The sequence below is a fragment of the Amycolatopsis alba DSM 44262 genome (assembly GCF_000384215.1).
In the GTDB taxonomy this organism is placed as follows: domain Bacteria; phylum Actinomycetota; class Actinomycetes; order Mycobacteriales; family Pseudonocardiaceae; genus Amycolatopsis; species Amycolatopsis alba.
Genome location: NZ_KB913032.1, coordinates 7,940,614 through 7,966,979, shown reverse-complemented (window position 1 = coordinate 7,966,979; position 26,366 = coordinate 7,940,614). Strand labels below are relative to the sequence as shown.

Genomic DNA, 26,366 nt, shown 5'->3' with positions numbered 1-26,366 from the left:
GTTACAGGCTGTTCGAAAGCGATGGTTTCCCGGTGGTGAGAGGCGTTCGGTACAGGGCGACGGTCGCGCGGGCGCCGGAGTCACAGGGCCATCCGGAAGAAGTCCACCAGGCCGTCCCCGGACCCCGAACTCCGCCGTCGTTCCCACCACGTCCGGAACGGCGTCGACGCCATCGCGTGCCGCGTGTACGACGTCATCATCGCGCGGTACACGTTCTCCGCCTGGTCCCACGTCAGCCGTTCCTTGCGCCACGCCAGCACCAGCCGCATCCGCATGGGGTCGTCCTTCAGCGGCCGGACGACCATCCCCGGCAGTTCGGGAGCGGTGGGTTCCACGAGCTGCACCGCCTGCCCGGCGGCGATCAGGTTCCGGCCGCCGCCGTTGGGGCATTCGAAGCGGATCCGCGGGGTGAAGCCGGCCCGATGCGTCGCGGCGCGCAGCGACGTCAGCGAGCCGTCCTCGGGACCCGGCGGCCCGATCCACGCTTCGTCCGCGAGGTCGGCGAGGTCGACCTCGAAGCTGTCGGCGAGCCGGTGCCGGGCGGGAAGGCCGACGAAGACCGGGAGCCACGAGAACAGCACACGATGACCCAAATGCTTCGCCAGCGGTACTTCCTGGTCGTCGGACATGGCGATGACGGCGATGTCGAGGGTCGCGCGGGCCAGTGCCTGCGCCAGTACCGCGCTCGACGGTTCCACGTGGACGGTCACGTCCAGCCCCGGCAGCGCGTCGTCCAGCCGCTCGACGAAGGTGGGCAGACAGTCCATTTGAGACGATCCGAGCCGGACCGGGCCGTCGCCCACCGCGCCGAGGAGATCGCTTTCGAACCGGTCGAACTCCACCAGCAGGGTGAGCGCGCGGCGCAGCGTCTGCTCACCGACCGGGGTCGGGGTCACGCCGACGTGGCTGCGGACGAACAGCGGCGCGCCGATCTGCCGTTCGAGCCGCTGGAGCAGGGAGGTCAGCGACGGCTGTGACATGCCCAGCGCGGCGGCCGCCTGCGAGAGGCTGCCCGCTTCGGCGATGGCGCAGATCGCCCGCAGGTGCCGGATCTCCAGGGCCATAGGCGGAGTCTATCGCCGCCGGTCATTACGGCCCGGCCGTTCACGGTGTGAGGGTGCGACCAGTACTGCGACTACCTGAAGGGGGAGCCGATGACCGGCGACCGAACCCGGCCGGATCTGCGCGCGCTGCTGGCCGCCAAGGGGTTCCGGAACTGGATCAGCGACGGCTGGGAGCCCGCGGACACCAGTGTCGACGTGACGGCGGGGAGCGCCGAGGCCGCCGCCGCCCACCGCGGCAGGCTGTCGGCGGAACTGCCCGGTCAGCGGATCGCGCTCGCGGCGGGCCGCGCCGTGGTGCGGTCCAATGACACCTTCCACGGCTTCCGCGCCGACAGCGACTTCGTCTGGCTCACCGGCTGTCAGCGCGAGGGGGCGATCCTGGTGCTGACCCCGGCGGGGGACAGCCACCACGCCACGCTGTACGTCCCGCGCCCGGCCGAGCCGGACGAGCCCGACTTCGTCGGCGACGCCGACACCAGCCCGCTGTGGGTGGGCTCCGCCGCGGGCCCGGCCGCGTACGGTGACGCGCTCGGCATCGAATGCCGCCCGCTGGAAGACCTCCCGCACGGCTTGCGCGGGCGGAACCCGAGCTTCCTGGTCGGGGCCGGGGTCGATCCCGCGCTCGACGCGTACGGCTTCGGCCACAGCGAACGGCTCCGGACGGTCCTCGCGGATCTCCGCCGGATCAAGGACGACTGGGAGATCGGCCAGCTGCGCGACGCCGTCGAGGCCACCGCGCTCGGGTTCGCCGACGTGCTGTCCGCGTTGCCCGAGGCGGTCCGCGGCGGCGGGGAACGCTGGCTGCAGGGCACCTTCGACCGACGTGCCCGCACCGAAGGCACGGGGCCCGGCTACACCTCCATCGTCGCGGCCGGGCCGCACGCGCCGATCCTGCACTGGACGCGCTGCGACGGGCAGGTGACCGAGGACAGCCTCCTGCTGCTCGACGCCGGGGTCGAGCTGGATTCCTTGTACACGGCCGACATCACCCGCACCTTCCCGGTCGGCGGGGAGTTCACCACGGCCCAGCGCGACGTCTACGACCTGGTGCACAAGGCGCACCTCGCGGCGCTGGCGGAAGTACGCCCAGGGCAGGACTTCGCCGCCTTCCAGAAGACAGCGCTGGGCGTGCTCGCGTCGGGGTTGCACGATTGGGGTCTTCTCCCGGTTTCGGTGGACGAAGCGCTGTCGCCGGACGGGCAGCAGCATCGGCGGTACATCGTCTGCGGGACCGGCCATTTCCTCGGGCTGGACGTCCACGACTGCGCCTCCGCGAGTCCCGGTGCCTACCGCGAGGGCACCCTCGCCGAGGGCATGGCGCTGGCGGTGGAGCCCGGTCTGTACTTCCACGCCGGTGACCGCACGGTCCCGCCGGAACTGCGCGGCCTCGGCATCCGGATCGAGGACAACGTGGTGGTCACCGGATCGGGCCACGACCTGTTGTCCGGCGGTTTCCCCTCGACCGCCGACGAGATCACCGCCTGGGTCCGGGCGGCCAGGGGGTGAAGCGCCGGAGGGCCGGGACTGCTCCGGCCCTCCGGTGTCCCCGGTCGCCGTCGCCGTCGCCGTGTCATGATGTCCGCGAACTCGATCGGCAAAGCGAACGATTCGCTCCCCGGTCGTACGGTTTGACGAACGACAGGGGAGAAGCGGTGGAGGACGAGACGCCCTCGATCCGGGACATGCTGGCGGTCAACCTGCGCGCGGCGAGGGCGGCGCGGGGACTCTCGCTGTCGGAGCTCTCGCGGCGGTCGGGCATCGGCAAGGCGACGCTGTCGCAGCTGGAGTCCGGCGGCGGGAATCCGACCATCGAGACCGTGTTCAGCCTGTCCAGGGTCCTGGAGGTGGCGATCTCCGATCTGCTCGACCAGCGGGCGGGCGGCGCGCTCACCGTGGTGCGCGGCGCCGACGTCGAGGTGCTCAGCGGCGAGGGCGTCGATCTCCGGCCGCTGCGGCGGATCGACACCGGCGAGGGCGTCTTCGAGGTGTACGACCAGGTGGTGCGCGGCGACGCGCCGCAGCGTTCGCAGGGGCACGCCGGGATCGAGCACACGGTCGTGCAGTCGGGCTCGCTGCGGGTCGAGGTGGCGGGCCGGACCGTCGAGGTCGGCCCTGGGGACTACGTCGCTTTCGACGCCCGCGAACCGCATTGCTACACCGCCTCGGACGGGCCGGTGCACTCGGTCCTGCTGCTGCAGTACCGCGCCGACGAACGCCTCGACGGCAGGCCGCATCCGGTCCTGAAGGGCTGACCGCGCACGGGTATTGACACTCGTCCCGGAGGGAACTTACGCTCCGATCGTTCGCTTTACCGAACAGCGGAGGGTCGATGAACCGAACGCGCGTGGCCGTCCTCGGCGCGGGCATCGTCGGCGCCGCGTGCGCTCGCGAGCTGAGCCTGGCGGGCTTCGACGTCGTGGTCGTGGATCGCGGCCGTCCCGCCGGAGGCACCACGTCGCACGGCGAGGGCAACATTCTCGTCTCCGACAAGGGACCCGGCGCCGAACTCGAACTCGCGAAGCTTTCGGTCGCGCTGTGGCCGCGAGTGGTCGCCGAGATCGCCGACGAGGACGCGCGTGCCGCCGCGGCGATCGAGTACGACCCCAAGGGCGGCATCGTCGTCGCCACCACGGACGACGGCGCCCGCGCTCTCACCGCGTTCGCCGGGTCGCAATCCGGCGTTCGCGCGGAACAGTTGTCTCCCGAGGGACTCGCCGAAGCGGAGCCCGCGCTGACCCGCGAGGTGACCGCCGCGTTCCGCTATCCGGAGGACGCTCAGGTCCAGCCCGCGGGCGCGGCGCTGGCCCTCCTGGGTTCCGCGTTGCGGCACGGTGCCCGGCTGCGGTCCGGCGCCGAGGTCGTCGGCGCGTCCATCCACAAGGGACGAATAGTCGGAGTCCGTGTGCCCGGCGAGGTCATCGAGGCCGACGTCGTCGTGAACGCGGCAGGCCCTTGGGCCGGTGAGGTGTCGGCGCGCCTCGGCGCCCCGATCGCGATCCGCCCCCGCCGGGGCGAGGTACTGGTGACCACGCCGATGCCCGGCGTCATCCGGCACAAGGTGTACGACGCCGATTACGTCGGCGCGGTCGGTGCCGATTCGGGCGGACTGCAGACATCCGCCGTGGTCGAGTCGACCTGGGGCGGCACCGTGCTGATCGGCTCTTCGCGCCGCCGGGTGGATTTCGACGACGCCATCCGCCCGGACGTGCTGAGCGCCATCGCGGTCAAGGCACTGCGGCTGTTCCCGGCGCTCGCCGACGTCGCGGTGATGCGGGCGTACGGCGGATTCCGGCCCTACGTCGACGATCATCTCCCGGTGCTCGGTGCGGACCCGAGGCTGGGAAACCTCTGGCACGCCACCGGGCACGAAGGCGCCGGCATCGGGCTGAGCGTCGGTACCGCGCGCCTCCTGCGCGAGCTGCTCACCGGAACGGAGCCCGCGATGCCGGTCGAAGAGTTCACGCCCGCCCGTCCGGCGGTGCTGGCCACATGAGCGCCCGGCCGATCCGGATCACCGTCGACGGCGAGCCCCTGACCGGGATCGACGGCCAGAGCGTGGCGGGAGTGCTGCTCGCCGCGGGCCGGATCTCCTGGCGCACCACGCGGTCCGGTGCGCCGCGCGGCGTGTTCTGCGGGATCGGCGCGTGCTTCGACTGCCTGCTCACGGTCAACGGCGTGCCCGACGTCCGCGCCTGCCGCCGTCCGGCCGCCGACGGCGACGAGATCCGCACCCAGTCACGGGAGGAGAGCGCGTGAGCAGGCATGTGGTGATCGTCGGCGCCGGGCCCGCCGGGCTCGCGGCCGTCGAACACGCCTTGCTGGCCGGTGCCCGCGTCACGGTGCTGGACCAGGCGGAATCGCCCGGCGGCCAGTACCACCGCAGGCCGCTGGAGGGCCACCCGGCACGGCGCGGCGGATCGGAGTTCGACCGGCGCCGCCGCCTGCTCGCGCATCCGCGGTGCCGGTGGCTGCCCGGATCCACCGTCTGGGCGTTCGACCGGGTGGAGAATCGCCTGCAGGTGCTGCGAGGACAGGCCGACGGCAGCGGACGGCAGCGGCTGACGCTCGTCCCGGACGCGCTGATCCTGGCGACCGGCGCGCACGACCGCACCCTGCCGTTCCCCGGCTGGGAACTGCCCGGCGTATACACGGCGGGCGCGGCGCAAGCGCTGGCGAAAGGGGAACGGGTCGCGATCGGCGGGCGGGTCCTCGTCGCCGGGGCCGGGCCGTTCCTGCTGCCGGTCGCGGAATCGCTGCTGGATGCCGGGGCGGAGGTGGTCGCGGTCCTCGAGGCGAACCCGCTCGCGACCGTCCGGAAAGGATGGTCGGCCCGGCCGTGGCGCCTGGCCGCCCACGCGGGCAAGGCGGGCGAACTGGCGCGGTACGCCGCGGCGCTGGCCCGCCGTCGTGTTCCGTACCGGCTGGGCCGCGCCGTGATCGAAGCACGCGGCGCCGACCGCGTCCGCGAGGTCGTGACCGCGAAGGTCCGTGCGGACTGGTCGATCGTCCCCGGCACCGAGCGGACCTACGCGGTGGACGCGGTCTGCGTCGGGCACGGCTTCGTCCCGCAGCCGGAACTGGCCGTCGCCGCGGGCTGCGTCCTGGACGCCGGTTTCGTGCGGGTGGACGGTGCGCAACAGACCACCGTGGACGGTGTCTTCGCCGCGGGCGAGATCACCGGTATCGGCGGCGCGGTCACCGCTGCGGCCGAGGGTGCGGTGGCGGGATGCGCCGCCGCCGGGGGCAAGCCCGCTTCGGCGTTGATCCGGGCGCGCGACCGAGCCCTCACCTTCGCCGGCCGCCTCGCCACGGCTCACCCGATCGGCCCGGCCTGGCTCGGCTGGCTGCGCGAAGACACGATCGTCTGCCGCTGCGAGGAAACCACGTACGGCGAAGTGACGCGTGCGGCCGGGGACGCGGCCTGCCCCGGCTCGCACGCGCTGAAACTCGGCACCCGTGCGGGCCTCGGCCCGTGCCAGGGCCGGATGTGCGGCCCGGCCGTGGCCGAACTCTGCGGCGGCACCGAACGGCACCACCGCCCCATCGCCCAGCCGATCCGGCTCGGCGAGCTCGCCGCCCGAACCGAAGGAGAACCTGAATGAGCACCCCCGACCTCGGTGGCGTCGTCGTCGCGACAGCCCTCCCGTACCGGGCGGACGAAGCGGCGCCCGCCGGGCTGGCCGTGGACTACGACGCCTACGCCGCGCACTGCCGGTGGCTGATCGACAACGGCTGCCGGGGTGTCGGCCCGAACGGCTCCCTCGGCGAGTACTCGTCGCTGACCGACGAGGAACGCCGACGCGTCGCCCGCACCGCGATCGAAACCGTCGGCGAGGACGGGATCGTCGTCGTCGGCGTGCACGGCCCCGGTTCGCACCAGGCCAGGCACTGGGCCGAGGTCGCGGCCGAGGACGGCGCCGGTGGCCTGCTGTGCCTGCCGCCCACGATGTACCGGGCGAACCGCGGCGAGGTGCTCGCGCATTTCGAGGCCGTGGCGTCGGTCGGCCTGCCGGTGATGGTCTACAACAACCCGATCGACACCAAGGTCGACCTCACGCCCGCCTTGCTCGCCGAAATCGCGCAGATCGACAACGTGGTCGCGGTCAAGGAGTTCTCCGGTGACGTCCGGCGGGTGCTGGAGATCCGCGAGCAGGCGCCGGGCCTCGACGTGATCAGCGGCGCCGACGACGTCGTGCTGGAAAGCCTGCTGATGGGCGCGACGGGCTGGTTCGCGGGCTTCCCCAACGTGTTCCCGGCCGAGTCGGTGCGCCTGTTCGACCTGGCGAGGGCAGGCAAGCTCGACGAGGCAAGGGCGCTCTACGAACCGCTGGTGGCCGCGTTCCGCTGGGACTCACGCACCGAGTTCGTCCAGGCGATCAAACTCGGGATGGACCTCGTCGGCCGCTACGGCGGACCGTGCCGCCCGCCCCGTGGCCCGCTGACCGGCGACCACCACGAGCAGGTCACCGCCGACATGGGCCGCGCGCTCGCCTCGCTGGGGGTGGCGTAGGTGCGGTCGATCCGGTCGATCACCGCCGTCGACTCGCATACCGAGGGCATGCCGACCAGGGTGGTGACCGGCGGGGTCGGCGTCATCCCCGGCGACACCATGGCCGAACGCCGCCGGTACTTCATGGCGCACCTGGACCACCTGCGGCGGTTCCTGGTGAACGAGCCGCGCGGGCATTCCGCGATGAGCGGCGCGATCCTGCAGCCGCCGACGCGGCCGGACGCCGACTGGGGCGTGGTGTACATCGAGGTGTCCGGCTGCCTGCCGATGTGCGGGCACGGCACCATCGGCGTGGCGACCGTGCTGGTGGAGACCGGCATGGTCGAGGTGACCGAACCGAAGACCGTGGTACGGCTGGACACCCCGGCCGGGCTCGTGCTCGCCGAGGTCGACGTCCGGGACGGCCGCGCGGAACGCGTCAAGCTCCGCAACGTCGCGTCGTTTCTCGCCGAGCGTGACGCCGTCGTCGAGGTGCCCGGTCTCGGTGAGGTGCGCTACGACCTGGCCTACGGCGGCAACTTCTACGCCATCCTCGAACTGTCCCAAGTGGACATTCCGTTCGACAGGGCGGAGAAGGACCGGATCCTCGCCGCGGGGCTGGACATCATGGCCGCGATCAACGACCAGCGTCCGCCGAAGCATCCGGTCGACCCGCTGATCGGCGGCTGCAAGCACGTCCAGTTCCTCGCGCCGGGCGCGGACGCCCGCGTGTCGCGGCACGCGATGGCGATCCATCCCGGCTGGTTCGACCGGTCGCCGTGCGGCACCGGCACCTCGGCACGGATGGCCCAGCTGCACGCGCGCGGTGAGCTGCCGCTGCACACGCCGTTCGAGAACAGCTCGTTCATCGGCACCACGTTCACCGGCGAACTGGTCGCCGAGACCACCGTCGGTGGTGTTCCCGCCGTGGTCCCGGAGTTCTCCGGGCGGGCGTGGATCACCGGCAACGCCACCTACCTGCTCGATCCGGACGATCCGTTCCCCGAGGGTTTCGTCCTCTGACCCGCGTTTCGTCCTCTGGGTGCGACACGACCGCCGCAACCAGAGGACGAAACGGGTCAGGGGGAGACCACCGTCCCGGCCTGGACGACGTGCCGGAAGGACTTGGGCTCGGCCAGGACACCGATGTCCTCCAGCGGATCCCGGTCCACCACGAGCAGGTCCGCGTGGGCGCCGACGGCCAGGGTGCCGATCTCGCCGGTCAGGTTCAGCAGATCCGCCGCCGTCGACGTCGCGGAGCGGATCACCTCCAGCGGGGACTGGACTTCCGCGCGCAACCGGAACTCGTGGTTCTGGTGCCGGTGCATCCCGCCGAGCAGATCGGTGCCGTAGACCAGCTTCACCCCGCCCTTGGCGGCCCGTTCGAGCGCGGCCATGCCCGCTCCGAGGACGTCGTCGACCTTGCGCCAGCTGGATTCCGGCAGGCCGTGCTCGCGCCCTTCCTCCTTCAGCGCCCAGTACGTGACCAAGGTGGGCACGAGATACGCGTCGTGCCGGAGGAACAGTTCGACACTCAGGTCGTCGATCAGGTTGCCGTGCTCGATCGACCGCACGCCCAGTTCCAGCGCCCGGTTCACCGCGCGGGCGGTGTAGGCGTGCGCGGCGACGTAGCGGTTGGCGGACTCCGCCTCCTCGACGATCGCGCGCAGTTCCTCGGCGGAGTACTGCGTCGAGTCGATCCGGTCGGTGGGGGAGGCGACGCCGCCCGAAGCCATCACCTTGATGTGGTGCGCGCCCTTGCGCAGTTCGTCGCGCGCCGCCGCGCGGACCGCGTCGACGCCGTCGGCGACGCGGCCGAGACCCGCGCAGCACGGGTGGTCTTCGCTGACGTTGGCGCCGCGGGTCCGGCTGTCGCCGTGCCCGCCGGTCTGGCTCAGCGCGCGTCCGCAGAACAGCAGGCGCGGGCCCCGGAACAGGCCCTCGGCCTGCGCGTCGGCGAGACCGTAGTCGGCGCCGGAGGCATCCCGGACCGTCGTGAAGCCCCGGTCCAGCATCCGGCTCATGGTGCGGGCGCTGTGCGCGGCCACGTAGGACGGCGACGACGCGGGGAGCGACCCGAGATCCGCGGTCGACGCGGTCACGTGCACGTGGGCGTCGACGAGACCGGGCAGCACGAACGCGCCGCGCAGGTCTTCGGTCCTCGCTTCACCCGCGCCGAGACCCGTGCCGATCTCGACGATCCGGCCGTCGGCGCACCGGAGGTCTCCCTCGGTGTACTCGCCCGTGACCGGGTCGAGCAGTCGGGCGTTGCGCAGCAGCAGCGATCCGGTCATCGGGTTTCCTCCAGGAGTTCGCGCAGGGCCGGGACCGCCAACGGTGCCAGAGAACGGGCCGCCGCGACGGAATCGTCGTCGTAACTGCCTTCGGCGTCGAGGATGTTGAGGACGCCGAGCGTGCGTCCGTCGTCCACCACCGGCACGTTGATCACCGCGCCGCAGCCGAGCCTGTCGATGAGCTCGTGGTCGGCGAAGATCTCCCGCACGGCAGCGCTGTCCGGGCCGAAATACGGTTCCTGCCCGGTGATGCATCGCTCCAGCCAGCCCGCCGCCACTTCGACGGTCTTCTCACCGCCGACCGGGTAGTCGTGCGGGTGGCTGCTGTGCACGCGCCGCAGCGCCCGTCGTTCGGGCACCCACGCCAGCACGGTGAACAGCCGTACGCCGATGGTCGCGCGGGTCTTGTCCTCCACAGTGGACAGCGACACGGTCACTTCGTCATCTCCTTCGCGGTCTCCACGGGCTTGCCGTGTTCGGTCAGTTCTTCCAGGGAGCGGCCGGCGGTGGACAGGCCGAACACGACCACGCACACCACCCCGGCCGCCAGGACGGCGGTGGTCAGGCCGAAGACGCCCGCGAAACCGAGACTCGCCGCGGACAGCCCGATGATCGTCGGGGCCAGGATGCTGCCGACGCGGCCGAACGCGCTGGACAGCCCGGTCCCGCTGGCGCGGATCCAGGTCGGGAACACCTCGGGGGTGTAGGAGTACACGCCGGCGTAGGTGCCGTTGAGGAAGAACGACAGCACCGCCCCGGCGAGGGTGATCGACCACGGCGCGTCCATCTGGCTCAGCCAGAACGCGCTCACCGCCGAACCCGCGAGGTACAGCGCGATGGTGTGCTTGCGGTCGAGCCGCTCCGACAGCCATGCCGCGGAGAAGTATCCGGGGATCTGCGCCAGGTAGATGATGATGGAGAACTCGAAGCTCTTCGTCACCGTGATCCCGCGTTCGACGAGCAGCGTCGGGATCCAGGAGAAGAAGCCGTAGTAGGAGAACGTGATCACGAACCACACGGTCCAGATCACCGCGGTGCGGCGCGCCATCGCCGGGCTCCACAGGAACTTCAGCGCGCTGAAGAGGTTGACCTTGGGGGTTTCCGTCGCGGGCTGGGCGTCGGCTTGAGCGACGGCCGGAAGTTCTTGTCCGGTCGCCCTTTCGACGTCCCGCTCCAGTTTCGCGACGATCTTCTCCGCCTCGGCGTGCCGTCCGTTCGCGACCAGGAACCTCGGTGACTCCGGCAGCGAACGGCGCCACCACAGCAGCATGACGATCGGTAGCGCGGTGATCAGCTGCGCGACCCGCCAGCCTTCCGGCACCGTCGGGACGATGAACCGGCCGATCAGCGCGGCCATGACGAACCCGAACGAGAAGAATCCGGCGAGCGCGCCGACGAACCAGCCGCGTCGTTTGGCGGGGACGAACTCGGAAAGGAACGGCGCGATGATCGCGCTTTCGGCGCCCGCGCCCGCTCCGGCCAGCACGCGGGCGCCCAGGAAGATCTCGTAGTTGGGGGAGAAGGCGGCGAGCACCGAGAAGACCGCGTAGAAGGCCAGCGCGTACATCATGACCTTCTTGCGACCGATGCGGTCGCCCAGCAGGCCGGCGGCGATCGCGCCGAAGAGGAAGCCGAACGGCGTCGCCGAACCGATCAGCCCCAGATGCCCGTTGTCGAGGCCCCAGGCCGCTTTCGCGCTCGGCAGGAGGAAGGCGACCACGGCGGAGTCCATGCCGTCGAAGGTGTAACCGAGCCCGCCGATGAACAGGAGTTTGTAATGGGGACGGCTCAGCGGGAGCCGGTCCAGTCGTGCCAGAAGCGTCATGGGGAACGCCTTCCGTGGTTCGGGCGACGAGGAGTGCGGACAACGTATACTGCGTTTCGTCGAAACTGCAATGGTTGTTGCAAGTGGTCCGACGGGCACGATGCGTTACCGTGGCGCGGTCGAGGGAGGGCGTGCGTGACAGAGACGGGAATCGACGACGGTTTCGAGGCGTGGCTTCGGGATCGGACGCCGGAACGCGGCCTGCGGCCGAAGTCGGCCGCGGTACTCGAAGTGCTGGTCTCGCAACCGCGCCGGGCGTCGTTCGGCTCGACGGCCGAACTCGCCCAGCTCGCCGGGGTCAACGTCGCCACGGTCACCCGGACCGCGCAGGCGCTGGGTTTCGCCGGCTGGCCCGCGCTGCAACAGGAGTTGCGGGCGCGGTACATGTCGTCGCTGAGCGCGCCGCAGGTGGCCGAGGAGCACCGGGACGTCGGCTCGCCGGGATCGGCGTCACTGCGCCGCGACCTCGACAGCCTCGCTCTGCTCAACCGGCGGCTCGCCGAGGAGGAGATCCGCAACGTCGCCGAGGCCGTCGCCGCCGCGCGCCGCACGCTCGTCATCGCCGACGGCAGTTACGCGGCCGTCGGGATCGCCTTCGCGCACAACGCCCGGCTCGCCGGTTACGACGTCCACGCGATCACCGCCGGGGATGCCGAACTCGCCAACGCCACGGCGAAACTCACCGCCGAAGACGTGCTGATCGCGATCAGCTTCTGGCGCCTGTACGAGAGCACCGTGCTCGCGGCGAACGAGGCCAAAGCCAGGGGAGCGCGCGCGTTCGCGATCACCGACGCCGCGAGTCCCGCGCTGGCGGGCGCCGTCGAGCAGGTGCTGATGGTGCCTGCCGAGGGCGTCACCTTCTTCCCGTCGCTGACCGCGGGCATGAGCCTGGTGCAGGCCATCGTCGCGCAGCTCGCGACCGTCGACCCGGTCCGCACCGGGGAGTCCATCGAAGCGGCCGAGGCCATGTGGTCGCGGTTCGATCTGCTGCACCGCCGCCCTGGGTCGGCCGAACGGTCAGTGCCGAAAAGGCCGACCGGTCGAGGCGTCTCCGCCGGATGACCGATCCGCCTGCCCCGGTCGGCGGGCGATCCTGGTTCCAGGCCGCCGGAACAGGCGGTACGGGGATCGAGGAGGCAGACATGACGATCATCGCGACTTTGGGTGCTTACGCCGGGCTCGCACTGCTGGCGCTGATGGCGGCGACCCCGCTGCTGGTCGAACTCGACCAGCGCTTCCCGGTCACCCGGCGGGCCAAGGCGGCCGAACGGGAACACCGGGTGCCCGCCGGACTCGCTTCGGCGTGACGCAGAGCACAGGCGATTTTGCGGGACTACCTCACGTGAGTGATTCCAAACCCGTCAAGTCGTAACTTTGTGTCGCGTTATGGAACGCTGAGTGACGTGACCGTGGATTTCTGTATCAACGCCCAACCCGCCGACGCCTTCGCGGAGTTCCGGAGGAATGTCGACGACCTGACCCAGGCGTACATCGACGCCTGCCGTCAGGGCCGCACTCCGGGCGACGCCGCACTCGACCTTCTGCAGCGGGTCCACCGCGAGGACCGCAACTGGGTCGTCGTCCACTTGACCTTCGCCATCGCCGCGCTCGCGCATCAGCGGGCCCTCGCCCCGGCCGAAGTCACCCGGCCAGGTGGCGTGACAGGTGCTCCGGAGCGAGCGTTGTTAGCTTCCGCGAGTGACTGATCCGACCATCTCCGCGGTCATCGCGGTGTTCGCGGGTTTCGTGCTCGCGTGTCTCCTGGCCGTCCCGTACATCGCGGCGAGCTACCGGCGACGCGGAGAGCTCGGGTTCTGGCGGGTCCTGCTGGTGTTCGGTTTCCTGGTCTACGCCATGTCCTTGTGGACGTACACCTTGCTCCCCATCCCGGAGACGACGGCGGCGTGGTGCGCCGAGCACGCGAGCAGCCATCTGCAGCTCCGCCCGTTCCAGTTCGTCGCCGACATCCGCCGCGAGCAGACCGGCGCCGGCCTGCGGGCGGTCCTGCGCAACCCCGCCGTCCAGCAGGCGGTGTTCAACGTCGCCCTGTTCGTTCCGCTGGGCATGTTCGTGCGGCATCTCTTCCGGCGAGGCTTCCTGACCACCGTCGCCCTCGGGTTCGTGGTCTCCCTGTTCATCGAGTGCACTCAGCTCACCGGGGTCTGGTTCCTGTTCGAGTGCCCGTACCGGCTCGCCGACGTCGACGACCTGCTGACCAACACGCTCGGCGCCGCCGTCGGCTTCGGGCTCGCCCCGCTGCTGCCGCTGCTGCCGGGGAACGAGCCCTCCGCGCCGCCGGGAACACCGAGGCCGGTCACCGCGCGCCGCCGTCTTCTCGGGATGGCCATCGACGTCGTCTCGGTCATCTTGCTCGGCACCACCGTCGGGATCGTGACGACCCTGCTGGCGGGTGAGCCGAACACCGTGGTCAACGCGCTGATCGCCACCCTGCTGCCCGCGCTGCTCCTGCTGTTCGTCATCCCGGTCGCGGGCAACGGCGCCACCTTCGGGCAACGGATCGTCCTGCTGCGCCCGGCCGGGCCGGACGGCGGGAAACCCGCCGCCTGGCGGATGATCGTGCGCTTCCTCGCCGGTTCCGGCGGCTACTTCACCCTGCTCACCCTGGCGTCCGCGGTCAACGGCGGATTCGAGCCGCTCGCGAACCTGCTGTTCTTCGTCAGCGGCATCCTCGCGATCCGGCCGCAAGGCCACCAAGGACTGTCCGGTCTCGTCGCCGGCCTGCGGGTGGTCGACGCGCGCGCGATCGACGGCCCGGACGAGCCGCCCGCCACCGTCGACGCGCAGGGTGGCATCGGTCAGGCCCGAGGTGAGTGAAGGCGTGACTCGCGTGATCAGGAACGGAACTCGCGTGATCGCCTGTCCAGGTTCCGGGTAGTCCTGGTAACAGGATCCGCACGACCTGGTTGGGCCGGGGGACGGGCAGCAGGCTCGTTGACGACAAGCGAAAGGGAGGAATCGCAATGCGCTTACGTCAACGTCTGGTCCTGCCCGTCCTGCTGGCCGCCGTCGTCGCCGGGATCGGGACGGCGCCCGCGGAGGCCAGGGGAGCGGCGGTGGAGGTCACCGCGCCGTCCCTCTATCCGGAAGGGGTCGCCTGGGATCCGGGCAGACAGACCACTCTGGTGGGCTCCGTCCGCTTCGGCACTGTCGCGGTGGTCCAGCGCGACCGGACCGTCCGGACCCTGGTGAGCGATCCCGGCATGGTGTCGGTGTTCGGTATCGCCGTCGACGCGGCGCGAGGCCGGATCCTGGTCACCTACGGCGATCTCGGGCTCGGCGAGCGGTCGACGCCGTCGACGGTGAACCACCAGTCCGGGCTCGGGATCTTCGATCTGCGCACGGGGAAGCGGATCGCGCTGGTCGACCTGGCCGTCGGTGCGGGCGAACACGCCGCCAACGACGTCGCGATCGACCCGCGCGGCAACGCCTATGTCACCGACACCGTCGGCGACGCGCTGTACCGCGTCGATCCGCGAGGCCGGATCACCGCGCGCGTCACCAGTCCGGAGTTCACCGGCGAGGGGTTCGGGCTCAATGGCGTCGTCTGGCATCCGGACGGTTTCGTGCTCACCGTCCTGTACAGCTCGGGACGGCTGTTCAAGGTGGACATGGACTCGGGGAAGGCCGTCGCCGTCGCGCTGGAGCGTCCGCTGATCGGCGGGGACGGGCTCGTCCTGCGCCGTGACGGCTCGCTCGTCTCGGTCACCAACGACCTCGGCACGCCGGGGCTGACCGGGGTCCGGGTGCTGACCTCCGCCGATCACTGGCGTGCGGCGCGCGAGCGGCGGATCGTCACCCCGTGGCCGGACGGGAAACCGACCACCGCGGCGGAGACCCCGGCCGGTGTCGTGGTGCTGACCGGCCACCTCGACACGCTGCTCGCGGGTGACCCGTCCGCGCGGACGTTCGCGCTGCGCCGCTTCTGACACCGGCCACCCGATCGGGTCGATCCTGGCGCTCGGGCGAGTCATTACGCCTGGCAGCGGGCGCGGGCGGGAACACTCCGCGCGGTGGACGTGGAGTCGATGGACGACGTGGCCGACTGTCTGCTCTCGGTGGCCTGGAACATTTTCCCGTTGATGGGGAAACCGCCCGCGAGCCCGAGGAGCAGGCCGGAGGAGATCAGGGCCCTCCTCGTCGACGCGTGCCACGACGCCGGGATGCGGGCCCGTGAATGGGCGGCGGCGCATGGCGCGGGAACCGAGGAGGACCGTGTCCACTTCCTGCGGCTCGCGGAGGTCGGGACGGACGCGAACCTCTTCCTGGGCATGGTCTCCGGCACGCTGGTCACCGATCACGAGCGGGTCCGCCGCCGGTGGGCCGAGATCGAGGCGCTGGTCGAGGAGGCTGGCGAACTCGCCGGGCGGATCAGGGGGCGGCCGAGGGATCGGCCGCCCCTCCCGGCAGGGTGATCAGTCCTTCTCGAGGGTCAGGTCGTAGCGGTTGAGCACCTCCTTGACGGGCTGGAAGTAGGTGGTGCCACCCGAGTGGCAGTCACCGGAACCGCCTGAGGTCATGCCCTGCGCCTGCACCAGCTTCGTCCCGGAACCCGACGAAGGACGGCTGACGAACGAGCCGCCGGAGTCGCCCGGCTCGGCGCAGGCGTCGGTCTGGGTGAGCCCCCGCACGACGTTCCCGTTGCCGTAGTTGACCGTCTGATCGAGCGCTTCGACCCGGCCGCACTGCCAGTGGGTGGTGATCCCGGACCGGCAGATCCGCCCGCCGACGCCGACGACGTCCGAGCCCTCGATCCGCACGTCCGTACCGTCCTCGTACCGGTCGACCCGCGGCGGGTTCGAGACGTCGGAGTGGGTCACCTTGACGGTCCCGTAGTCGTTGCCGGGGAAGGACGACTTCGCGACCTTGCCGATCGTGCCGCCGACGCCGGTCACGGTGCCGCCGAGTTCGGTGCAATGGCCCGCTGTGATCACGTAGTCGTCGTCATCGTCGTGGGCGTTGAACCCGACCGAGCAGGCACCGCCGTTGAAGTAGAGACCTTGCCCGCCGACCACGCTCCAGAACGGTCGCGGCGCGTGCGCGACCTGGTCCACCCGGACCGGGACGCCTGCCGATTCCGCCCACGCCCGGCCCGCGGCGTCACCGCCCACCACGCTGACGACGACCTCGTTCGAGGGCGCGTCGACGTACCAGCCCGCGACCGAGCCGGGAAGGGCCGCGGTTCTCTCGTCCAATGTGGACTGAATCCGCTTCAGCTCGGCCGAACTGTGCCGCACCACCTTCGGGACGGCACCCGCCGCGCGGATCCTGGCCGACTGGCTCGCGTCGGTGGTGCCGACGACCAGTCCGCCGGTCGTCGTGTCCAGCCAGGACCCGGCGAACGCGGCACCGAGCGACGTGCCGAGCTTCTGCTGCGCGGCGGCCAACGTCGCCGGACCCGCCGCTTCGTTCAGCGCCGGCGCCGCCGAAGCGGGGGCCGCGAAAGCGGTGACGGCCGCGGTGGCGCCGATCAGGACGGTGAGTGTGCGCAGAGGACGTCGTATCACGAAAACCTCCAGATATCGTGGAAATTCGTTGCGGGGTGTGGATCGGGAATCGACGTTACGACAATGCGGTCCCGCGCGAATGCCGCCATTTGAGTAGCGCCGGTAATTCCCCTTTCCGGCGCAAGGCGAGGCGGTGACATCGGCTGCTGATCACTCTTGTGAGTGGAGCGTGCCCGATTTACCGTCCCCGATGTGTTGGCGGATCCACGACAATCCGCGACGGGAGTGTGGCATTCGGGAAAAGGCCTGTTCCGCGTTCATCACCTGATTGTGTGCGGCAGAACCCGTTTGCCCGATTTGATGACGAAAGGCTCACCAGCAGGAAACGAGTCCGCTCGCGAAAAGCAGTCCGACGGTGAAAGCGGACGGCGCCAGCAGCGCGACGGTCCCGCCCGCGACGGCCTTCGCCCACGCGGGGAAACGGGACGGCCCGGCGGTGTGCGAGGCCAGCACGCGCAGCCGGATCTCGGTGTCGCCTCCGGCCATGCCGAGCGCGCGGCGTGGCCCGTCCGCCGAGTGGATGGACAGCAGGGCCGAGCGCACGGTCTCGGGTCCGTGCCGGGTGGCGGCGGCCCGGTCCGCGGCAAGTTCGACCAGCAGCCGGATCGCGCCGGGAAGCTCGCGCATGAGCGGGACGAACCGCAGCGTGCGGCCCAGGACGTCGGCCGAGGCGGTCAAGAGGTGATGCCTGCCGCGCAGATGCGCCTGTTCGTGGGCGAGCACGGCGTTCAGTTCGTGGCGCGAGAGACGCGCGGCCAGTCCCTCGCTGGCGACGATCAGGCCGTCCCGTCCGCCGAGGCTGTAGGCGATCGGACGGTCGTCGGGCAGCCACAGCGTCGGCCCCGACCGGGCGCCGGACAGCCGGAGCACGTCGAGATGACGCCGGTGCAGCCGGGTGCTGCGCTTGCGGCGCCGCGCCGACGCCACGGCCAGCCGGGCCGCAGCGATCACGAGGGCGGCGCCCGCGAACGTGCCGGCGACCGGGTCGAGGGCGGGAACGTCACTGTGGCCGACCGCGGCCCAGCAGTCGTGGAGGACCCCCGTGATGGCCGTGGCGGGACCGTGGTCCGGCAGCACGAGGAGCAGGACGGTGCCCAAGGTGCCGCCGAGGACGCCGAGCGCGGTCAGCAGCCACCACGCCAGCGCCGTGCCGGGGGTGATCCCGCCCGCGGTGAGCCTGCCGAGCACGCGGGGTGAGAACCAGCCGATCAGCACGACGCCGAACAGGAGCACCGCCGCCAGGATCATCGCTTGCCGGGCTTCCGTCGCAGCGCCTTCCGCAGGATGTCCGACTCCTCTTCGGTGACCGAGCGCGCGAAATGCAGCAGCACCGATTCCCGGTCGTCGGAGGCGTCGAGCAGTTCGCGCAGGCTTTGCGCGGTGGCCTCTTCGCGGGTCGTCGCGGCACGATAGTGGTACGCGCGATTCTCCATCTCGCGGACGACCCATTCCTTGCGGTGCAGATTGTCCAGCACCGTCATCACCGTGGTGTAGGCGAGAGCGCGGTGCTGGTTGATCGCCTCGAGAACCTGGCGCACCCGCAGGGGTTCCGCCGAATTCCAGAGCACGTCCATCACCGACGCTTCGAGCTCGCCCAGCCGTTGCATGACACCTCCGCCCGGAAGGATACTGCTCAGCCGACGATGCGCCGGGCGCCCATCAGATGTCCGTCGCCCTTGACCGACCGGACGTCGACCAGCTGGCCCTCCGTCGGCGCGTCGACCATCTTGCCCGGCCCGACGTACATGCCGACGTGGTGGATCGCGCCGGGGTTTCCGGTGCCGTCGTCGTAGAACACGAGGTCGCCGGGGACGAGCCGGTCGAGCGGGACGGGCTTGCCGACGGTGTACTGCTGGCGGCTGGTCCGGGGAAGCGAGATGCCCGCCTGTTTGTACGCCCACGAGGTCAGTCCGGAGCAGTCGAATTCGCTCGGCCCGGTGGCGCCCCATTGGTATTGCGAGCCCCGTTTGGACAGCGCCGCCTGAAGCGCGTCGTTCGCGGCACCGGGCGGGCCGAGGTAGGAGCCCTTGTCCTGGACCTTGCCGAGTTTCGCCTTGTCAGCCGAGGGAAGGTCGCCGAGTGCCTCGCGGACCTTGGCGATCTGGGTGTCGAGGTCTTTCTTGCGCGTGCGGACCTGGTCCAGCGCCAAAGTGGCGTCGTTGGCGGCGAGCTGGGCCGTTTCCCGCGCGTTCGCGGCGGTGGCACGGGCGGTCTGCGCCTTCCCGAGCGCTTCACGCAGGCCGTTCAGTGCCTTCGCCTTCTCTCCGGCCAGTACCTCTAACGCCGAGGAACGGTCGAGGAACTCCTGCCTGCTTCCGCTGTCGAGCAGCAGGACGGCGTTGCCGAGCCGCTCGCCGCTCATCGCGGACCGTGCGATCGCCTCGACCTGCGGCCGGAAGCGATCGATCGCCGACCGCGCCTGCGTGAGGTCGCCGTCGGCGCGGCCGAGGGCGGCCGTGGCCTGGTCGCGTTCGGTCTCGCGGGTCTTCAGCCGGTCTTGTGATTCCTGCAGATCCTCGTCGGCCTTCGCCGCCTGAGCGCCGAGTTCCTGGTAGCGCCGCATCGGATCCTGGCCGTCCGGTGGGGCCGGTTGCGCGCTCGCGGGGAGCGTGCCGAGGCCGAGGACCATGAGGGCGGCGGTGGCGGCGAGGGGGTGCCGCAGCGAGCGCCGGTGTGGGGTCACGGGTGCCGAATCTCCTGTCGCACAGGTTCAACTATCGCGCTTAGTAGTACGGGGACGGTTGTGAGCGCGCGGTGAAGTCCTACTAAGTCAGTTAGTACTAGCGGCCATGGGAGATCGAGTCGATCTTTGCTACGGTGGGAACCGTGAGTGTCTCTCCGGCTACTCTTCGTCGCCTCCTGCTGGCTTTGCTGCTGGTGGTCGTGGCGGGAACGCAGGCCTACGACTGCCTCGACGGTCGCGACAGGTCAGCCGTCGTCGCGGCGGCTTCCCCTGACTCGTCGTGCCCGCCGAACGAAGGACATCTGCACTCCCGTCCGCTCTCCGCGGTCGTGGTGCGGAGCGACCACTCGCCGTCCACGCCGGACTCCTTGCCGCCGCTCATGCCAGGCCGGGTCTTTTCGGCTGTCACCGAGGAAAGCCCGCGTTCGCTCGCCTTCGCGCGAAGCGGTCCGCGGATACTCGCCGAGCTGTGCGTCTCGCGGACGTGACCGATCCCGCGTCGTCCCGGTCATGTCCGCACCGCACAGAAAGACGAATCCCCGATGAACGCTGTCCTGCCTCATTTCGCGCCGTCCCGTCTCTTGAGTACCGCCGCGCGCTGCGTGAACCCGGCGCTGGCCGTCGGCAACACGCCCGTGCTGTGGATCGACGAGCGCCTCACCGGTTCCGGCAAGGGTTTCTGGGCCAAACTGGAGGGCTTCAACCCCGGCGGCATGAAGGACCGTCCCGCGTTGCACATGGTGGGCGAGGCCAAGGCGCGCGGCGATCTCGCCGACGGCGCGACGATCGTCGAGTCGACCAGCGGGACCCTCGGGCTCGGGCTGGCACTGGCCGGGATCGTGCACGGCCATCCGGTCACCCTGGTCACCGATCCGGGCATGGAACCGATCGTGCGGCGGATGCTCACCGCGCACGGCACCAGGGTCGACCTCGTCACCGAGCCGCATCCGGACGGCGGCTGGCAGCAGGCGCGCCGAGACCGGGTCCGGCGGGTACTCGAAGAGAAACCCGGCGCGTGGTGCCCCGACCAGTACCACAACCCGGACAACGTGGCGGCGTATGCGGGCCTGGCCGACGAACTGGCCGCGCAACTGGGCCGGATCGACGTCCTGGTGTGCTCGGTCGGCACCGGCGGGCATTCGGCCGGGACCTTCCGCGCGCTGCGGCGGTACTTCCCGCATCTGCGCCTGATCGGGGTGGACACCGTCGGGTCGACGATCTTCGGGCAACCCGCCACCTCGCGGCTGATGCGCGGGCTCGGTTCGAGCATCCATCCCCGCAACGTCGACTACGACGCCTTCGAGGAGGTCCACTGGGTCGCCCCGGCCGAGGCCGTGTGGACCTGCCGCCGTCTCGCCGCCGCCCAGTACGCGACCGGCGGCTGGAGTGTCGGCGCGGTCGCCCTCGTCGCGGCCTGGCTGGCCCGGACGCACGATCCGGACGTGCGGATCGCGGCGATCTTCCCGGACGGCCCGCAGCGCTACTTCGACACCGTCTACAACGACGAATACTGCGCGGGACACGGTCTGCTCGACGTCGTCCCGCCACGGGAACCGGACGTCATCGGGCATCCCGGCGAACGCGTGGTGGAACGCTGGACCCGCTGCCGCACCGTCGTGGACCCCGCGCTGTGACGGGGTTCTTCGAGCGGTTCCGGTCCTTCGACCGGCCGAGCAAAGTGCTGATGGTCAACCAGTTCACCATCAACGTCGGCTTCTACATGCTGATGCCGTACCTCGCCGGTTACCTTTCCGGCCCGCTGGGGCTGGCGGGCTGGGCCGTCGGCCTGGTGCTGGGCATCCGCAACTTCTCGCAGCAGGGCATGTTCCTGGTCGGCGGCACGCTCGCCGACCGGTTCGGCTACAAGCCGCTCATCGTCGCCGGATGCGTGCTGCGGACGGCGGGCTTCGCGTTGTTGAGCGTGACGTCCTCGCTGCCGTCACTGATCGTCGCCTCCGCGGCCACCGGATTCGCCGGGGCCCTGTTCAACCCGGCTGTCCGCGCCTATCTGGCGGCGGACGCGGGGGAGCGGCGGTTGGAGGCGTTCTCCGTGTTCAACGTGTTCTACCAGGGCGGGATCCTCGTCGGTCCGGTGGTCGGGCTGGCGCTGACGGCCGTCGACTTCCGGCTGACCTGCCTGGTGGCGGCTGCGGTCTTCGGTGTCCTGACCGTGGTCCAGGTGCGTGCGCTGCCCGCGCACGAAAACGGAAAGGAACGTTCGTCGATCCGGGCGGACTGGCGGGTCGTGACGGCGAATCGTCCCTTCCTGCTCTTCGCGCTGGTCATGATCGGCTCGTACGTGCTGTCCTTCCAGACCTACCTCGCCCTGCCGATGGAGGCCCGCCGGATCACCGGCTCGGAGACGTCGGCCACCGTGCTCATCGCCGGGCTGTTCGTGATCTCGGGCGGCCTCGCGATCGCCGGGCAGCTCAAGATCACCGCCTGGGCCAAGGACCGGTGGTCGCCCGGCACCTGTCTGGCGGTGGGGATGGTGTTCATGGCGGTGGCGTTCGTCGCGCCGCTGACGGTCGCCCGTGCCGGACCGGTCGTGGCAGGCGCCGGGCTGCTCGTCTCGGCCGTGTTGCTGGCCGTCGGCACGGTGATCGTCTTCCCGTTCGAAATGGACACCGTCGTCCGGCTGTCCGGTGACCGCCTGGTCGCCACGCACTACGGCTTCTACAACACGATCGTCGGGGTGGGCATCCTCCTCGGGAATCTCTTCACCGGCACCGTGTTCGACCTCGCGCGCCGGGCGGGCCTGCCGGAAATCCCTTGGCTCGCCCTGACGGTGATCGGTGTCGTGTGCGCGGCCGGGTTACGTGCCCTCGACCGGAGCCGCCTTCAGACGAGCGTCTTCCAGTAGCTCCAGAAGGCCTGCAGGACCGCGGCGGCGATGACGGCGTACCAGACCACGAGCACCACGCTGTGGTAGCGGAGCACCGTCCGTCCTTTGTGGAGGTTGTGCAGGGTCGTGTACCAGAAGACGGCGATGGTGACCGCCCAGACGACCATGCAGTACGGGCAGAGCGCGCCGATGACGTACAGGCTCTGGAGCATCAGCCAATGCACGAAGACCACGCCGAGCGCCGAGCCCGCTTGCAGGCCCAGCCAGTACCAGCGGGGGAGCCGCGCGCCACTCAGCACCGCGACCCCGGTCGTCAGGACGACGGTGAACCCAGCGATCCCCAGCAGCGGATTAGGGAAGCCGAACAGCTCCGCCTGCGGCGTCTTCATGATCGACCCGCAGCTGAGGACCGGATTGACACTGCACGTGGGAATGTAGGAGAAGTCCTTGAGCAGCTTGATCTTCTCGACGGTGAGCACCAGCGCGGCCACCAGGCCGATCGCGCCGCCGATCAGCAGCACCCACGGCGTCACGCGGATCGCGAACGGCGCGCGCTCCTCCGTCATTTCGCCAGCTCCCGGTCGATGGTGGCCTTGAGCGCCTGATAGGACGGTGATCCCGAGAACTTGACGCCGTTGACGAAGAACGTCGGCGTCCCCTCGACGCCGACGTTCGCTCCGTCGGTGCGGTCGGCCAGGACGCGGCCCAGCGTGACCGGGTCGTCCAGTGCGATCTCGAAGGCGGCCGTGTCGAGCCCGAGCCGGCGGGCGAAGCCGACGAAGGTGTCGCGGTGGGAGACCTGCTGGTCACCCCATTCCGGCTGCTTCTCGAACATCAGGCGGTACATCGGTTCGAGCTTGCCCTGCTTGCCGGCGGCCTCCACGGCCCGCGCGGCGAGTTCGGCGTTCTGATGGCTGGGGATGGGGAAGTAGCGCATCACGAAGGTGACGCGGTCCCCGTACTCCGCGCGCAGGCGCTCGACGCCGGGAAACGCGGCGCCGCACGCTTCGCACTCCAGGTCGAGGAACTCCACGACGGTCACCTTGGCGCCGGCCGGATCGGACAGCCGATGACTGTCCGGCCGGACCAGGACCGACGCGGGCACCACCGGGGGCGCGTCCGCCTGGGCGGCCGGGGTGTCCTCACCCGGCTTGGTGAAGACGAGCAACGCGGCCACCACCGCGACGACGACGGCGACGACCGTCAGGGAAACCTTGCTGTTCTTGGTCATTCTGCTGAGTCCTTGGCTCGGGATCGGGCAACTGAAGACGGCATGGCCTGCCGGTCCGCCGCGGGGCGGACCGGTCACGACCGGGAGTGCCGATCAGGTGCGGGAAACGCAGAGCTGGACGAGCGGCGGTGTGGTCGCCAATCGCCTGGACAGCGAGGACAACGGCAGGCCGGATGGCAGGCCTGCGGTGTCGGGACGACGGCGGCGGACGAGCAGGAAGAGCGCGGCCAGCGCCACGCCGATCCCGATGGCGTCGTCGAGGTGGTTGTGCGGAGGCTCGGCCGGGACGAGCCAGGCGGCATGCCCGCCGGCGGGGCTTGCCTGCGGCGTCGCCGGTTCGCATTCGACGGCCGCGTCACGGGTGGTTTCCGTGGCGAACAGGGGAGCGCAAGGCGATCCGGCCGCCGCGGCGCCGTCACTGCACAGCGCGCCCTGGACCAGGGCGACGATGGTGAGCGCGGCCAGCACGGCGAACAGCCGCGCGGCCGTCGTCGCAGTCCTTTCGCCGGGCACGGACCGAAGAGTAAAGGCGTCTTTGTAAAGCCACGGCGAGGTGCCGTCCGGGCCAGGTGGTCGTGAGTGGCGATCTCGCGTGATCGGAGGCGGAACTCGCGTGATCAGACGACGTTCACGTCAGCGGCAGGGGGTCGCGGTGATCGCGGTCACCGCGCCGTCAGCAACCTAGCGTTTGCTTGGTAAGCTCGCCTCGTCGTCGAGAGGAGAGCGAAATGCCTGTCAGTTTCGACATGACCGGCCGGGTCGTCCTGGTCACCGGGGGAGCGCGCGGTGTCGGGGACGGCATCGTGGCGACCTTCCTCGAGGCGGGCGCGGAGGTCGAGATCTGCGGCCGCACGGTGCCCGACGGGCTTCGTGAGGCCGACGGCCGCCGTCCCCGGTTCGAGCGGGTGGACGTCCGCGAGGCCGAAGAGGTCCAGCGGTGGCTCGGGGTGGTCGGCGAACGGCACGGACGCGTCGACGTCGTGGTCAACAACGCCGGAGGCGCGCCTTTCGCGCAGTTCGCCGACGCGTCCCCGCGGTTCCACCAGAAGATCAGCGACCTCAACTTCATGGCGGCGGCTCACGTGCTCCACGCGGCACACCCGCTTCTGCGGGCGACGGCGGGCTCATCCGTCGTCAACATCACCTCGATCTCGGCGCGGCGGCCGAGTCCGGGGACCGCCGTGTACGGCGCGGCGAAGGCGGCGTTGGAGAGCCTGACCGGCAGCCTGGGAGTTGAGTGGGCTCCCGAGGTCCGGGTGAACGCGGTCAGCTGCGGGCTGGTGGAGACACCCGGTTCCACCGATCACTACGGCGACCCCGCGCAGCGCGAGTCGGTCGCGCGGACCATCCCGAGAGGACGGTTCGCGACTCCGGCCGAAATCGGCCAGGTCTGCCTCTTCCTCGCCTCACCCTTGGCGAGCCATGTGACCGGCGCGGTGCTGAACGTCGACGGCGGCGGGGAATGGCCTGCCTTCCTGCAGCACACCCCGAACGGCTAATCCCCGGCCCGGCGGAGAAGCGCCGGGGATTCCGGGCGTCCGTCGAGGACGCGGTTGGTGCGGACCGTGACCGCCCAGCCGCTTTCCTCGCGACGCAGGCGCCAGTGGTTGGCGGTGGCCCGGCGCACGACGAATCGCCCGTCCTCGTGCACGATCATCAGCGAATGGCAGACGGCGACGGCGTCGTCCCCCTTCAGCGTCACGTGGGGCGGGCCCACGAAATGCGCGCAGCCGCCCTGGATCCACCGTTGATGACCGGCCGAGCGCACCATGGCGGAGATCGCCGCCTGGCCGTCCAGGAAGATCTCGTCGACGTCGTAACACCCGTCCGATGTCCAGAGCGCGGCCACTTCGTCGGCGGCGCCGCTGTCCACGAGTGGCCCGTAGGAGGCGATCAGACGGCGGATTTCGGCTTCGTCCTCAAGCCTGCGCAGCCGCGTTTCGAGCGCTGCCAGTCGTTCCTCGGTCATCGGTCCGCCAATCCGGCCAGCTGCTCACGGTAGTGCTCGGCGTCGCGGGCCGCGACGCTCGTGCTGACGATCGTCGCGCCCGCCGCGGCGGCCCGATCGAGCCGCCGCGCGGTGCCGCCGGGATCGCCGAGCGGGTCGACCGGGCGGCCGGTGCCGAGCACGACGTCGAACCCCGGCGGACGTTCGACGGTGGCGAGGAACCGCGCCGCCTCGTCGAGACTCAGCCCGAACGGGACCCAGCCGTCGCCGAAGGTGATGGCCCGGCGCAGCGAACGAAGAGTCCGGCCGCCGACCCACAGCGGCACCCGTGGCTGCACCGCGTGCGGCTCCACCACGAAACCGGCGTAGTCGTAGTGCGTGCCGTGATGTTCGGGCAGGCGTTCGGACAAGCCGGCGCGAAGGGCGGCGATCGCGTCGTCGGCCCGTTCGCCGCGGGCGGCGAACGGTGCGCCCAGAAGGCCGAACTCCTCTTCGAGGCTGCCGACGCCGAGTCCGAGCACGAGACGGCCGCCGCTCACGACGTCGAGCGTGCCGTAGCGCTTGGCGATCGCGAGCGGGTGGTGGTAGCCGAGGACGAGGACCTGGGTCGCGAACCGGATCCGGCGGGTGCGCGCGGCGAGGTACCCGAAGGTGGCCAGCGGATCCCAGTAGGTCGCGCCGCGCACCGCCGCGACGTCGGCCGGGACGGCCACGTGTTCGCTGCAGGTGAGGTGGTGGAAGCCGAGTTCGTCGGCGGCCTCGGCGATCCGCGCCAGGTCCTCGATGCCCGCGTCCCGTTCCCACGCGGAGGCGGCTCCCGGAACTGCGGTGACCACCGGGCTGACGATGCCGATCTTCATGGGAGCGCAGTGAACCGCGCGGGACCGGGGCGCGGGGAGACGGTCTCGCTCAGCGGAAGAATGAATTTCAGTTCCGGTCTTCCGTTCGAGGTCGGGCGACTG

30 protein-coding genes are annotated in these 26,366 nt (G+C 70.7%); 17 read left to right on the top strand and 13 right to left on the bottom strand.

Translation table 11 applies throughout. The annotated features are described in order from the left end of the window. Positions 1-80: 80 nt before the first annotated feature. The gene (locus AMYAL_RS0137105; protein ID WP_020636361.1) at positions 81-1,064 is read right to left on the bottom strand and encodes a LysR family transcriptional regulator; all 984 of its coding nucleotides are present in this window, start codon (positions 1,062-1,064) and stop codon (positions 81-83) included. A gap of 90 nt (positions 1,065-1,154) precedes the next feature. On the opposite strand from AMYAL_RS0137105, the gene AMYAL_RS0137100 reads away from it, so the two are divergent. From AMYAL_RS0137100 to AMYAL_RS0137070, 7 genes are all read left to right on the top strand, one after another. After that, complete coding sequence (locus AMYAL_RS0137100; protein WP_020636360.1) at positions 1,155-2,570, top strand: aminopeptidase P family protein; 1,416 nt, start codon at positions 1,155-1,157, stop codon at positions 2,568-2,570. 146 nt (positions 2,571-2,716) lie between these two features. Beyond that, a complete protein-coding gene (locus tag AMYAL_RS0137095) occupies positions 2,717-3,316 on the top strand; it encodes a helix-turn-helix domain-containing protein (protein WP_020636359.1) in 600 nt (199 codons plus the stop codon). A 77-nt stretch (positions 3,317-3,393) separates the two neighbouring features. Beyond that, the gene (locus AMYAL_RS0137090) at positions 3,394-4,557 is read left to right on the top strand and encodes an NAD(P)/FAD-dependent oxidoreductase (protein ID WP_020636358.1); all 1,164 of its coding nucleotides are present in this window, start codon (positions 3,394-3,396) and stop codon (positions 4,555-4,557) included. Further along, positions 4,554-4,820: a (2Fe-2S)-binding protein gene (locus AMYAL_RS0137085; protein WP_020636357.1), complete on the top strand. Its 267-nt coding sequence runs from the start codon at positions 4,554-4,556 to the stop codon at positions 4,818-4,820. The genes AMYAL_RS0137090 and AMYAL_RS0137085 overlap by 4 nt, the downstream gene beginning before the upstream one ends. Beyond that, positions 4,817-6,166: an FAD-dependent oxidoreductase gene (locus AMYAL_RS0137080; protein WP_020636356.1), complete on the top strand. Its 1,350-nt coding sequence runs from the start codon at positions 4,817-4,819 to the stop codon at positions 6,164-6,166. Before AMYAL_RS0137085 ends, AMYAL_RS0137080 begins: the two co-directional genes overlap by 4 nt. Further along, positions 6,163-7,074 carry a dihydrodipicolinate synthase family protein gene (locus AMYAL_RS0137075; RefSeq protein WP_020636355.1) on the top strand — a complete coding sequence of 304 codons (912 nt, stop codon included), beginning with the start codon at positions 6,163-6,165 and terminating at the stop codon, positions 7,072-7,074. Before AMYAL_RS0137080 ends, AMYAL_RS0137075 begins: the two co-directional genes overlap by 4 nt. After that, positions 7,075-8,076, top strand: a complete 1,002-nt coding sequence (locus tag AMYAL_RS0137070) for a proline racemase family protein (protein ID WP_020636354.1) — start codon at positions 7,075-7,077, stop codon at positions 8,074-8,076. It abuts the gene before it with no gap. A 56-nt stretch (positions 8,077-8,132) separates the two neighbouring features. Here the strand turns inward: AMYAL_RS0137070 and AMYAL_RS0137065 are convergent, their stop codons facing one another. From AMYAL_RS0137065 to AMYAL_RS0137055, 3 genes are read right to left on the bottom strand one after another with little or no spacing between them, the layout of a single operon-like run. After that, positions 8,133-9,347 carry a metal-dependent hydrolase family protein gene (locus AMYAL_RS0137065; protein WP_020636353.1) on the bottom strand — a complete coding sequence of 405 codons (1,215 nt, stop codon included), beginning with the start codon at positions 9,345-9,347 and terminating at the stop codon, positions 8,133-8,135. Next, positions 9,344-9,784 carry a GAF domain-containing protein gene (locus AMYAL_RS0137060; RefSeq protein ID WP_020636352.1) on the bottom strand — a complete coding sequence of 147 codons (441 nt, stop codon included), beginning with the start codon at positions 9,782-9,784 and terminating at the stop codon, positions 9,344-9,346. Before AMYAL_RS0137060 ends, AMYAL_RS0137065 begins: the two co-directional genes overlap by 4 nt. Continuing rightward, on the bottom strand, positions 9,781-11,172 hold the full coding sequence (locus tag AMYAL_RS0137055; protein ID WP_020636351.1) for an MFS transporter: 1,392 nt from the start codon (positions 11,170-11,172) through the stop codon (positions 9,781-9,783). Before AMYAL_RS0137055 ends, AMYAL_RS0137060 begins: the two co-directional genes overlap by 4 nt. Positions 11,173-11,307: 135 nt before the next feature. Between AMYAL_RS0137055 and AMYAL_RS0137050 the strand changes: the two genes are divergently transcribed. From AMYAL_RS0137050 to AMYAL_RS47150, 6 genes are all read left to right on the top strand, one after another. After that, positions 11,308-12,234, top strand: a complete 927-nt coding sequence (locus tag AMYAL_RS0137050) for a MurR/RpiR family transcriptional regulator (protein WP_020636350.1) — start codon at positions 11,308-11,310, stop codon at positions 12,232-12,234. An 80-nt stretch (positions 12,235-12,314) separates the two neighbouring features. Next, positions 12,315-12,479: a hypothetical protein gene (locus AMYAL_RS47160; RefSeq protein WP_157358230.1), complete on the top strand. Its 165-nt coding sequence runs from the start codon at positions 12,315-12,317 to the stop codon at positions 12,477-12,479. A gap of 96 nt (positions 12,480-12,575) precedes the next feature. Then, complete coding sequence (locus AMYAL_RS0137040) at positions 12,576-12,878, top strand: hypothetical protein (RefSeq protein ID WP_020636348.1); 303 nt, start codon at positions 12,576-12,578, stop codon at positions 12,876-12,878. Continuing rightward, the gene (locus tag AMYAL_RS0137035; RefSeq protein WP_020636347.1) at positions 12,871-14,007 is read left to right on the top strand and encodes a VanZ family protein; all 1,137 of its coding nucleotides are present in this window, start codon (positions 12,871-12,873) and stop codon (positions 14,005-14,007) included. The genes AMYAL_RS0137040 and AMYAL_RS0137035 overlap by 8 nt, the downstream gene beginning before the upstream one ends. Before the next feature lie 146 nt (positions 14,008-14,153). Then, positions 14,154-15,119, top strand: coding sequence for an SMP-30/gluconolactonase/LRE family protein (locus tag AMYAL_RS47155; RefSeq protein ID WP_020636346.1), 966 nt, complete (start codon positions 14,154-14,156; stop codon positions 15,117-15,119). An 84-nt stretch (positions 15,120-15,203) separates the two neighbouring features. After that, a complete protein-coding gene (locus AMYAL_RS47150) occupies positions 15,204-15,605 on the top strand; it encodes a hypothetical protein (RefSeq protein WP_020636345.1) in 402 nt (133 codons plus the stop codon). Here AMYAL_RS47150 and AMYAL_RS0137020 read toward each other — a convergent pair whose 3' ends face one another. From AMYAL_RS0137020 to AMYAL_RS0137005, 4 genes are all read right to left on the bottom strand, one after another. Further along, the gene (locus tag AMYAL_RS0137020; RefSeq protein WP_020636344.1) at positions 15,606-16,697 is read right to left on the bottom strand and encodes a S1 family peptidase; all 1,092 of its coding nucleotides are present in this window, start codon (positions 16,695-16,697) and stop codon (positions 15,606-15,608) included. Between the two features lie 312 nt (positions 16,698-17,009). Continuing rightward, the gene (locus AMYAL_RS0137015) at positions 17,010-17,945 is read right to left on the bottom strand and encodes a M56 family metallopeptidase (RefSeq protein WP_020636343.1); all 936 of its coding nucleotides are present in this window, start codon (positions 17,943-17,945) and stop codon (positions 17,010-17,012) included. Further along, on the bottom strand, positions 17,942-18,304 hold the full coding sequence (locus tag AMYAL_RS0137010) for a BlaI/MecI/CopY family transcriptional regulator (protein WP_020636342.1): 363 nt from the start codon (positions 18,302-18,304) through the stop codon (positions 17,942-17,944). The genes AMYAL_RS0137015 and AMYAL_RS0137010 overlap by 4 nt, the downstream gene beginning before the upstream one ends. Before the next feature lie 26 nt (positions 18,305-18,330). Next, positions 18,331-19,380 carry a C40 family peptidase gene (locus AMYAL_RS0137005; RefSeq protein WP_020636341.1) on the bottom strand — a complete coding sequence of 350 codons (1,050 nt, stop codon included), beginning with the start codon at positions 19,378-19,380 and terminating at the stop codon, positions 18,331-18,333. Between the two features lie 143 nt (positions 19,381-19,523). Here AMYAL_RS0137005 and AMYAL_RS0137000 point away from each other — a divergent pair, with 143 nt between their 5' ends. Genes AMYAL_RS0137000 through AMYAL_RS0136990 form a run of 3 tightly spaced genes read left to right on the top strand, consistent with a single transcriptional unit; the run spans position 19,524 to position 22,243 of the window. Continuing rightward, positions 19,524-19,868 carry a hypothetical protein gene (locus tag AMYAL_RS0137000; RefSeq protein ID WP_245193258.1) on the top strand — a complete coding sequence of 115 codons (345 nt, stop codon included), beginning with the start codon at positions 19,524-19,526 and terminating at the stop codon, positions 19,866-19,868. 54 nt (positions 19,869-19,922) lie between these two features. Then, on the top strand, positions 19,923-21,014 hold the full coding sequence (locus tag AMYAL_RS0136995; protein ID WP_026467756.1) for a PLP-dependent cysteine synthase family protein: 1,092 nt from the start codon (positions 19,923-19,925) through the stop codon (positions 21,012-21,014). Continuing rightward, the gene (locus AMYAL_RS0136990) at positions 21,011-22,243 is read left to right on the top strand and encodes an MDR family MFS transporter (RefSeq protein ID WP_020636338.1); all 1,233 of its coding nucleotides are present in this window, start codon (positions 21,011-21,013) and stop codon (positions 22,241-22,243) included. The genes AMYAL_RS0136995 and AMYAL_RS0136990 overlap by 4 nt, the downstream gene beginning before the upstream one ends. Here the strand turns inward: AMYAL_RS0136990 and AMYAL_RS0136985 are convergent. The 3 genes from AMYAL_RS0136985 to AMYAL_RS0136975 all read right to left on the bottom strand — a co-directional run bounded on the left by AMYAL_RS0136985 (position 22,222) and on the right by AMYAL_RS0136975 (position 23,969). Then, positions 22,222-22,791 (bottom strand): vitamin K epoxide reductase family protein, encoded by a 570-nt coding sequence (locus AMYAL_RS0136985; RefSeq protein WP_020636337.1) that lies wholly within the window; start codon positions 22,789-22,791, stop codon positions 22,222-22,224. The genes AMYAL_RS0136990 and AMYAL_RS0136985 overlap by 22 nt on opposite strands. Beyond that, the gene (locus AMYAL_RS0136980; protein ID WP_020636336.1) at positions 22,788-23,456 is read right to left on the bottom strand and encodes a DsbA family protein; all 669 of its coding nucleotides are present in this window, start codon (positions 23,454-23,456) and stop codon (positions 22,788-22,790) included. The genes AMYAL_RS0136985 and AMYAL_RS0136980 overlap by 4 nt, the downstream gene beginning before the upstream one ends. Before the next feature lie 93 nt (positions 23,457-23,549). Further along, positions 23,550-23,969 carry a hypothetical protein gene (locus AMYAL_RS0136975; RefSeq protein ID WP_020636335.1) on the bottom strand — a complete coding sequence of 140 codons (420 nt, stop codon included), beginning with the start codon at positions 23,967-23,969 and terminating at the stop codon, positions 23,550-23,552. A 215-nt stretch (positions 23,970-24,184) separates the two neighbouring features. On the opposite strand from AMYAL_RS0136975, the gene AMYAL_RS0136970 reads away from it, so the two are divergent. Continuing rightward, positions 24,185-24,955, top strand: a complete 771-nt coding sequence (locus AMYAL_RS0136970) for an SDR family oxidoreductase (RefSeq protein WP_020636334.1) — start codon at positions 24,185-24,187, stop codon at positions 24,953-24,955. Here the strand turns inward: AMYAL_RS0136970 and AMYAL_RS0136965 are convergent. Further along, positions 24,952-25,425 carry a nuclear transport factor 2 family protein gene (locus tag AMYAL_RS0136965; protein ID WP_020636333.1) on the bottom strand — a complete coding sequence of 158 codons (474 nt, stop codon included), beginning with the start codon at positions 25,423-25,425 and terminating at the stop codon, positions 24,952-24,954. The two genes, AMYAL_RS0136970 and AMYAL_RS0136965, sit on opposite strands and share 4 nt — an antisense overlap. Continuing rightward, a complete protein-coding gene (locus AMYAL_RS0136960; RefSeq protein ID WP_020636332.1) occupies positions 25,422-26,264 on the bottom strand; it encodes a TIGR03619 family F420-dependent LLM class oxidoreductase in 843 nt (280 codons plus the stop codon). Before AMYAL_RS0136960 ends, AMYAL_RS0136965 begins: the two co-directional genes overlap by 4 nt. Positions 26,265-26,366: the final 102 nt, after the last annotated feature.

Excerpts from the sequence above, each read along its gene's own strand:
- AMYAL_RS0137065 (WP_020636353.1), bottom strand. The coding sequence starts at position 9,347 with ATGACCGGATCGCTGCTGCTGCGCAACGCCCGACTGCTCGACCCGGTC.
- AMYAL_RS0137090 (WP_020636358.1), top strand. The coding sequence starts at position 3,394 with ATGAACCGAACGCGCGTGGCCGTCCTCGGCGCGGGCATCGTCGGCGCC.
- AMYAL_RS47160 (WP_157358230.1), top strand. The coding sequence starts at position 12,315 with ATGACGATCATCGCGACTTTGGGTGCTTACGCCGGGCTCGCACTGCTG.
- AMYAL_RS47155 (WP_020636346.1), top strand. The coding sequence starts at position 14,154 with ATGCGCTTACGTCAACGTCTGGTCCTGCCCGTCCTGCTGGCCGCCGTC.
- AMYAL_RS0137085 (WP_020636357.1), top strand. The coding sequence starts at position 4,554 with ATGAGCGCCCGGCCGATCCGGATCACCGTCGACGGCGAGCCCCTGACC.
- AMYAL_RS0137105 (WP_020636361.1), bottom strand. The coding sequence starts at position 1,064 with ATGGCCCTGGAGATCCGGCACCTGCGGGCGATCTGCGCCATCGCCGAA.
- AMYAL_RS0136980 (WP_020636336.1), bottom strand. The coding sequence starts at position 23,456 with ATGACCAAGAACAGCAAGGTTTCCCTGACGGTCGTCGCCGTCGTCGTC.
- AMYAL_RS0137010 (WP_020636342.1), bottom strand. The coding sequence starts at position 18,304 with ATGCAACGGCTGGGCGAGCTCGAAGCGTCGGTGATGGACGTGCTCTGG.
- AMYAL_RS0136970 (WP_020636334.1), top strand. The coding sequence starts at position 24,185 with ATGCCTGTCAGTTTCGACATGACCGGCCGGGTCGTCCTGGTCACCGGG.
- AMYAL_RS0136995 (WP_026467756.1), top strand. The coding sequence starts at position 19,923 with ATGAACGCTGTCCTGCCTCATTTCGCGCCGTCCCGTCTCTTGAGTACC.
- AMYAL_RS0137100 (WP_020636360.1), top strand. The coding sequence starts at position 1,155 with ATGACCGGCGACCGAACCCGGCCGGATCTGCGCGCGCTGCTGGCCGCC.
- AMYAL_RS0137015 (WP_020636343.1), bottom strand. The coding sequence starts at position 17,945 with ATGATCCTGGCGGCGGTGCTCCTGTTCGGCGTCGTGCTGATCGGCTGG.
- AMYAL_RS0137075 (WP_020636355.1), top strand. The coding sequence starts at position 6,163 with ATGAGCACCCCCGACCTCGGTGGCGTCGTCGTCGCGACAGCCCTCCCG.
- AMYAL_RS0137055 (WP_020636351.1), bottom strand. The coding sequence starts at position 11,172 with ATGACGCTTCTGGCACGACTGGACCGGCTCCCGCTGAGCCGTCCCCAT.
- AMYAL_RS0136985 (WP_020636337.1), bottom strand. The coding sequence starts at position 22,791 with ATGACGGAGGAGCGCGCGCCGTTCGCGATCCGCGTGACGCCGTGGGTG.
- AMYAL_RS0136960 (WP_020636332.1), bottom strand. The coding sequence starts at position 26,264 with ATGAAGATCGGCATCGTCAGCCCGGTGGTCACCGCAGTTCCGGGAGCC.
- AMYAL_RS0136965 (WP_020636333.1), bottom strand. The coding sequence starts at position 25,425 with ATGACCGAGGAACGACTGGCAGCGCTCGAAACGCGGCTGCGCAGGCTT.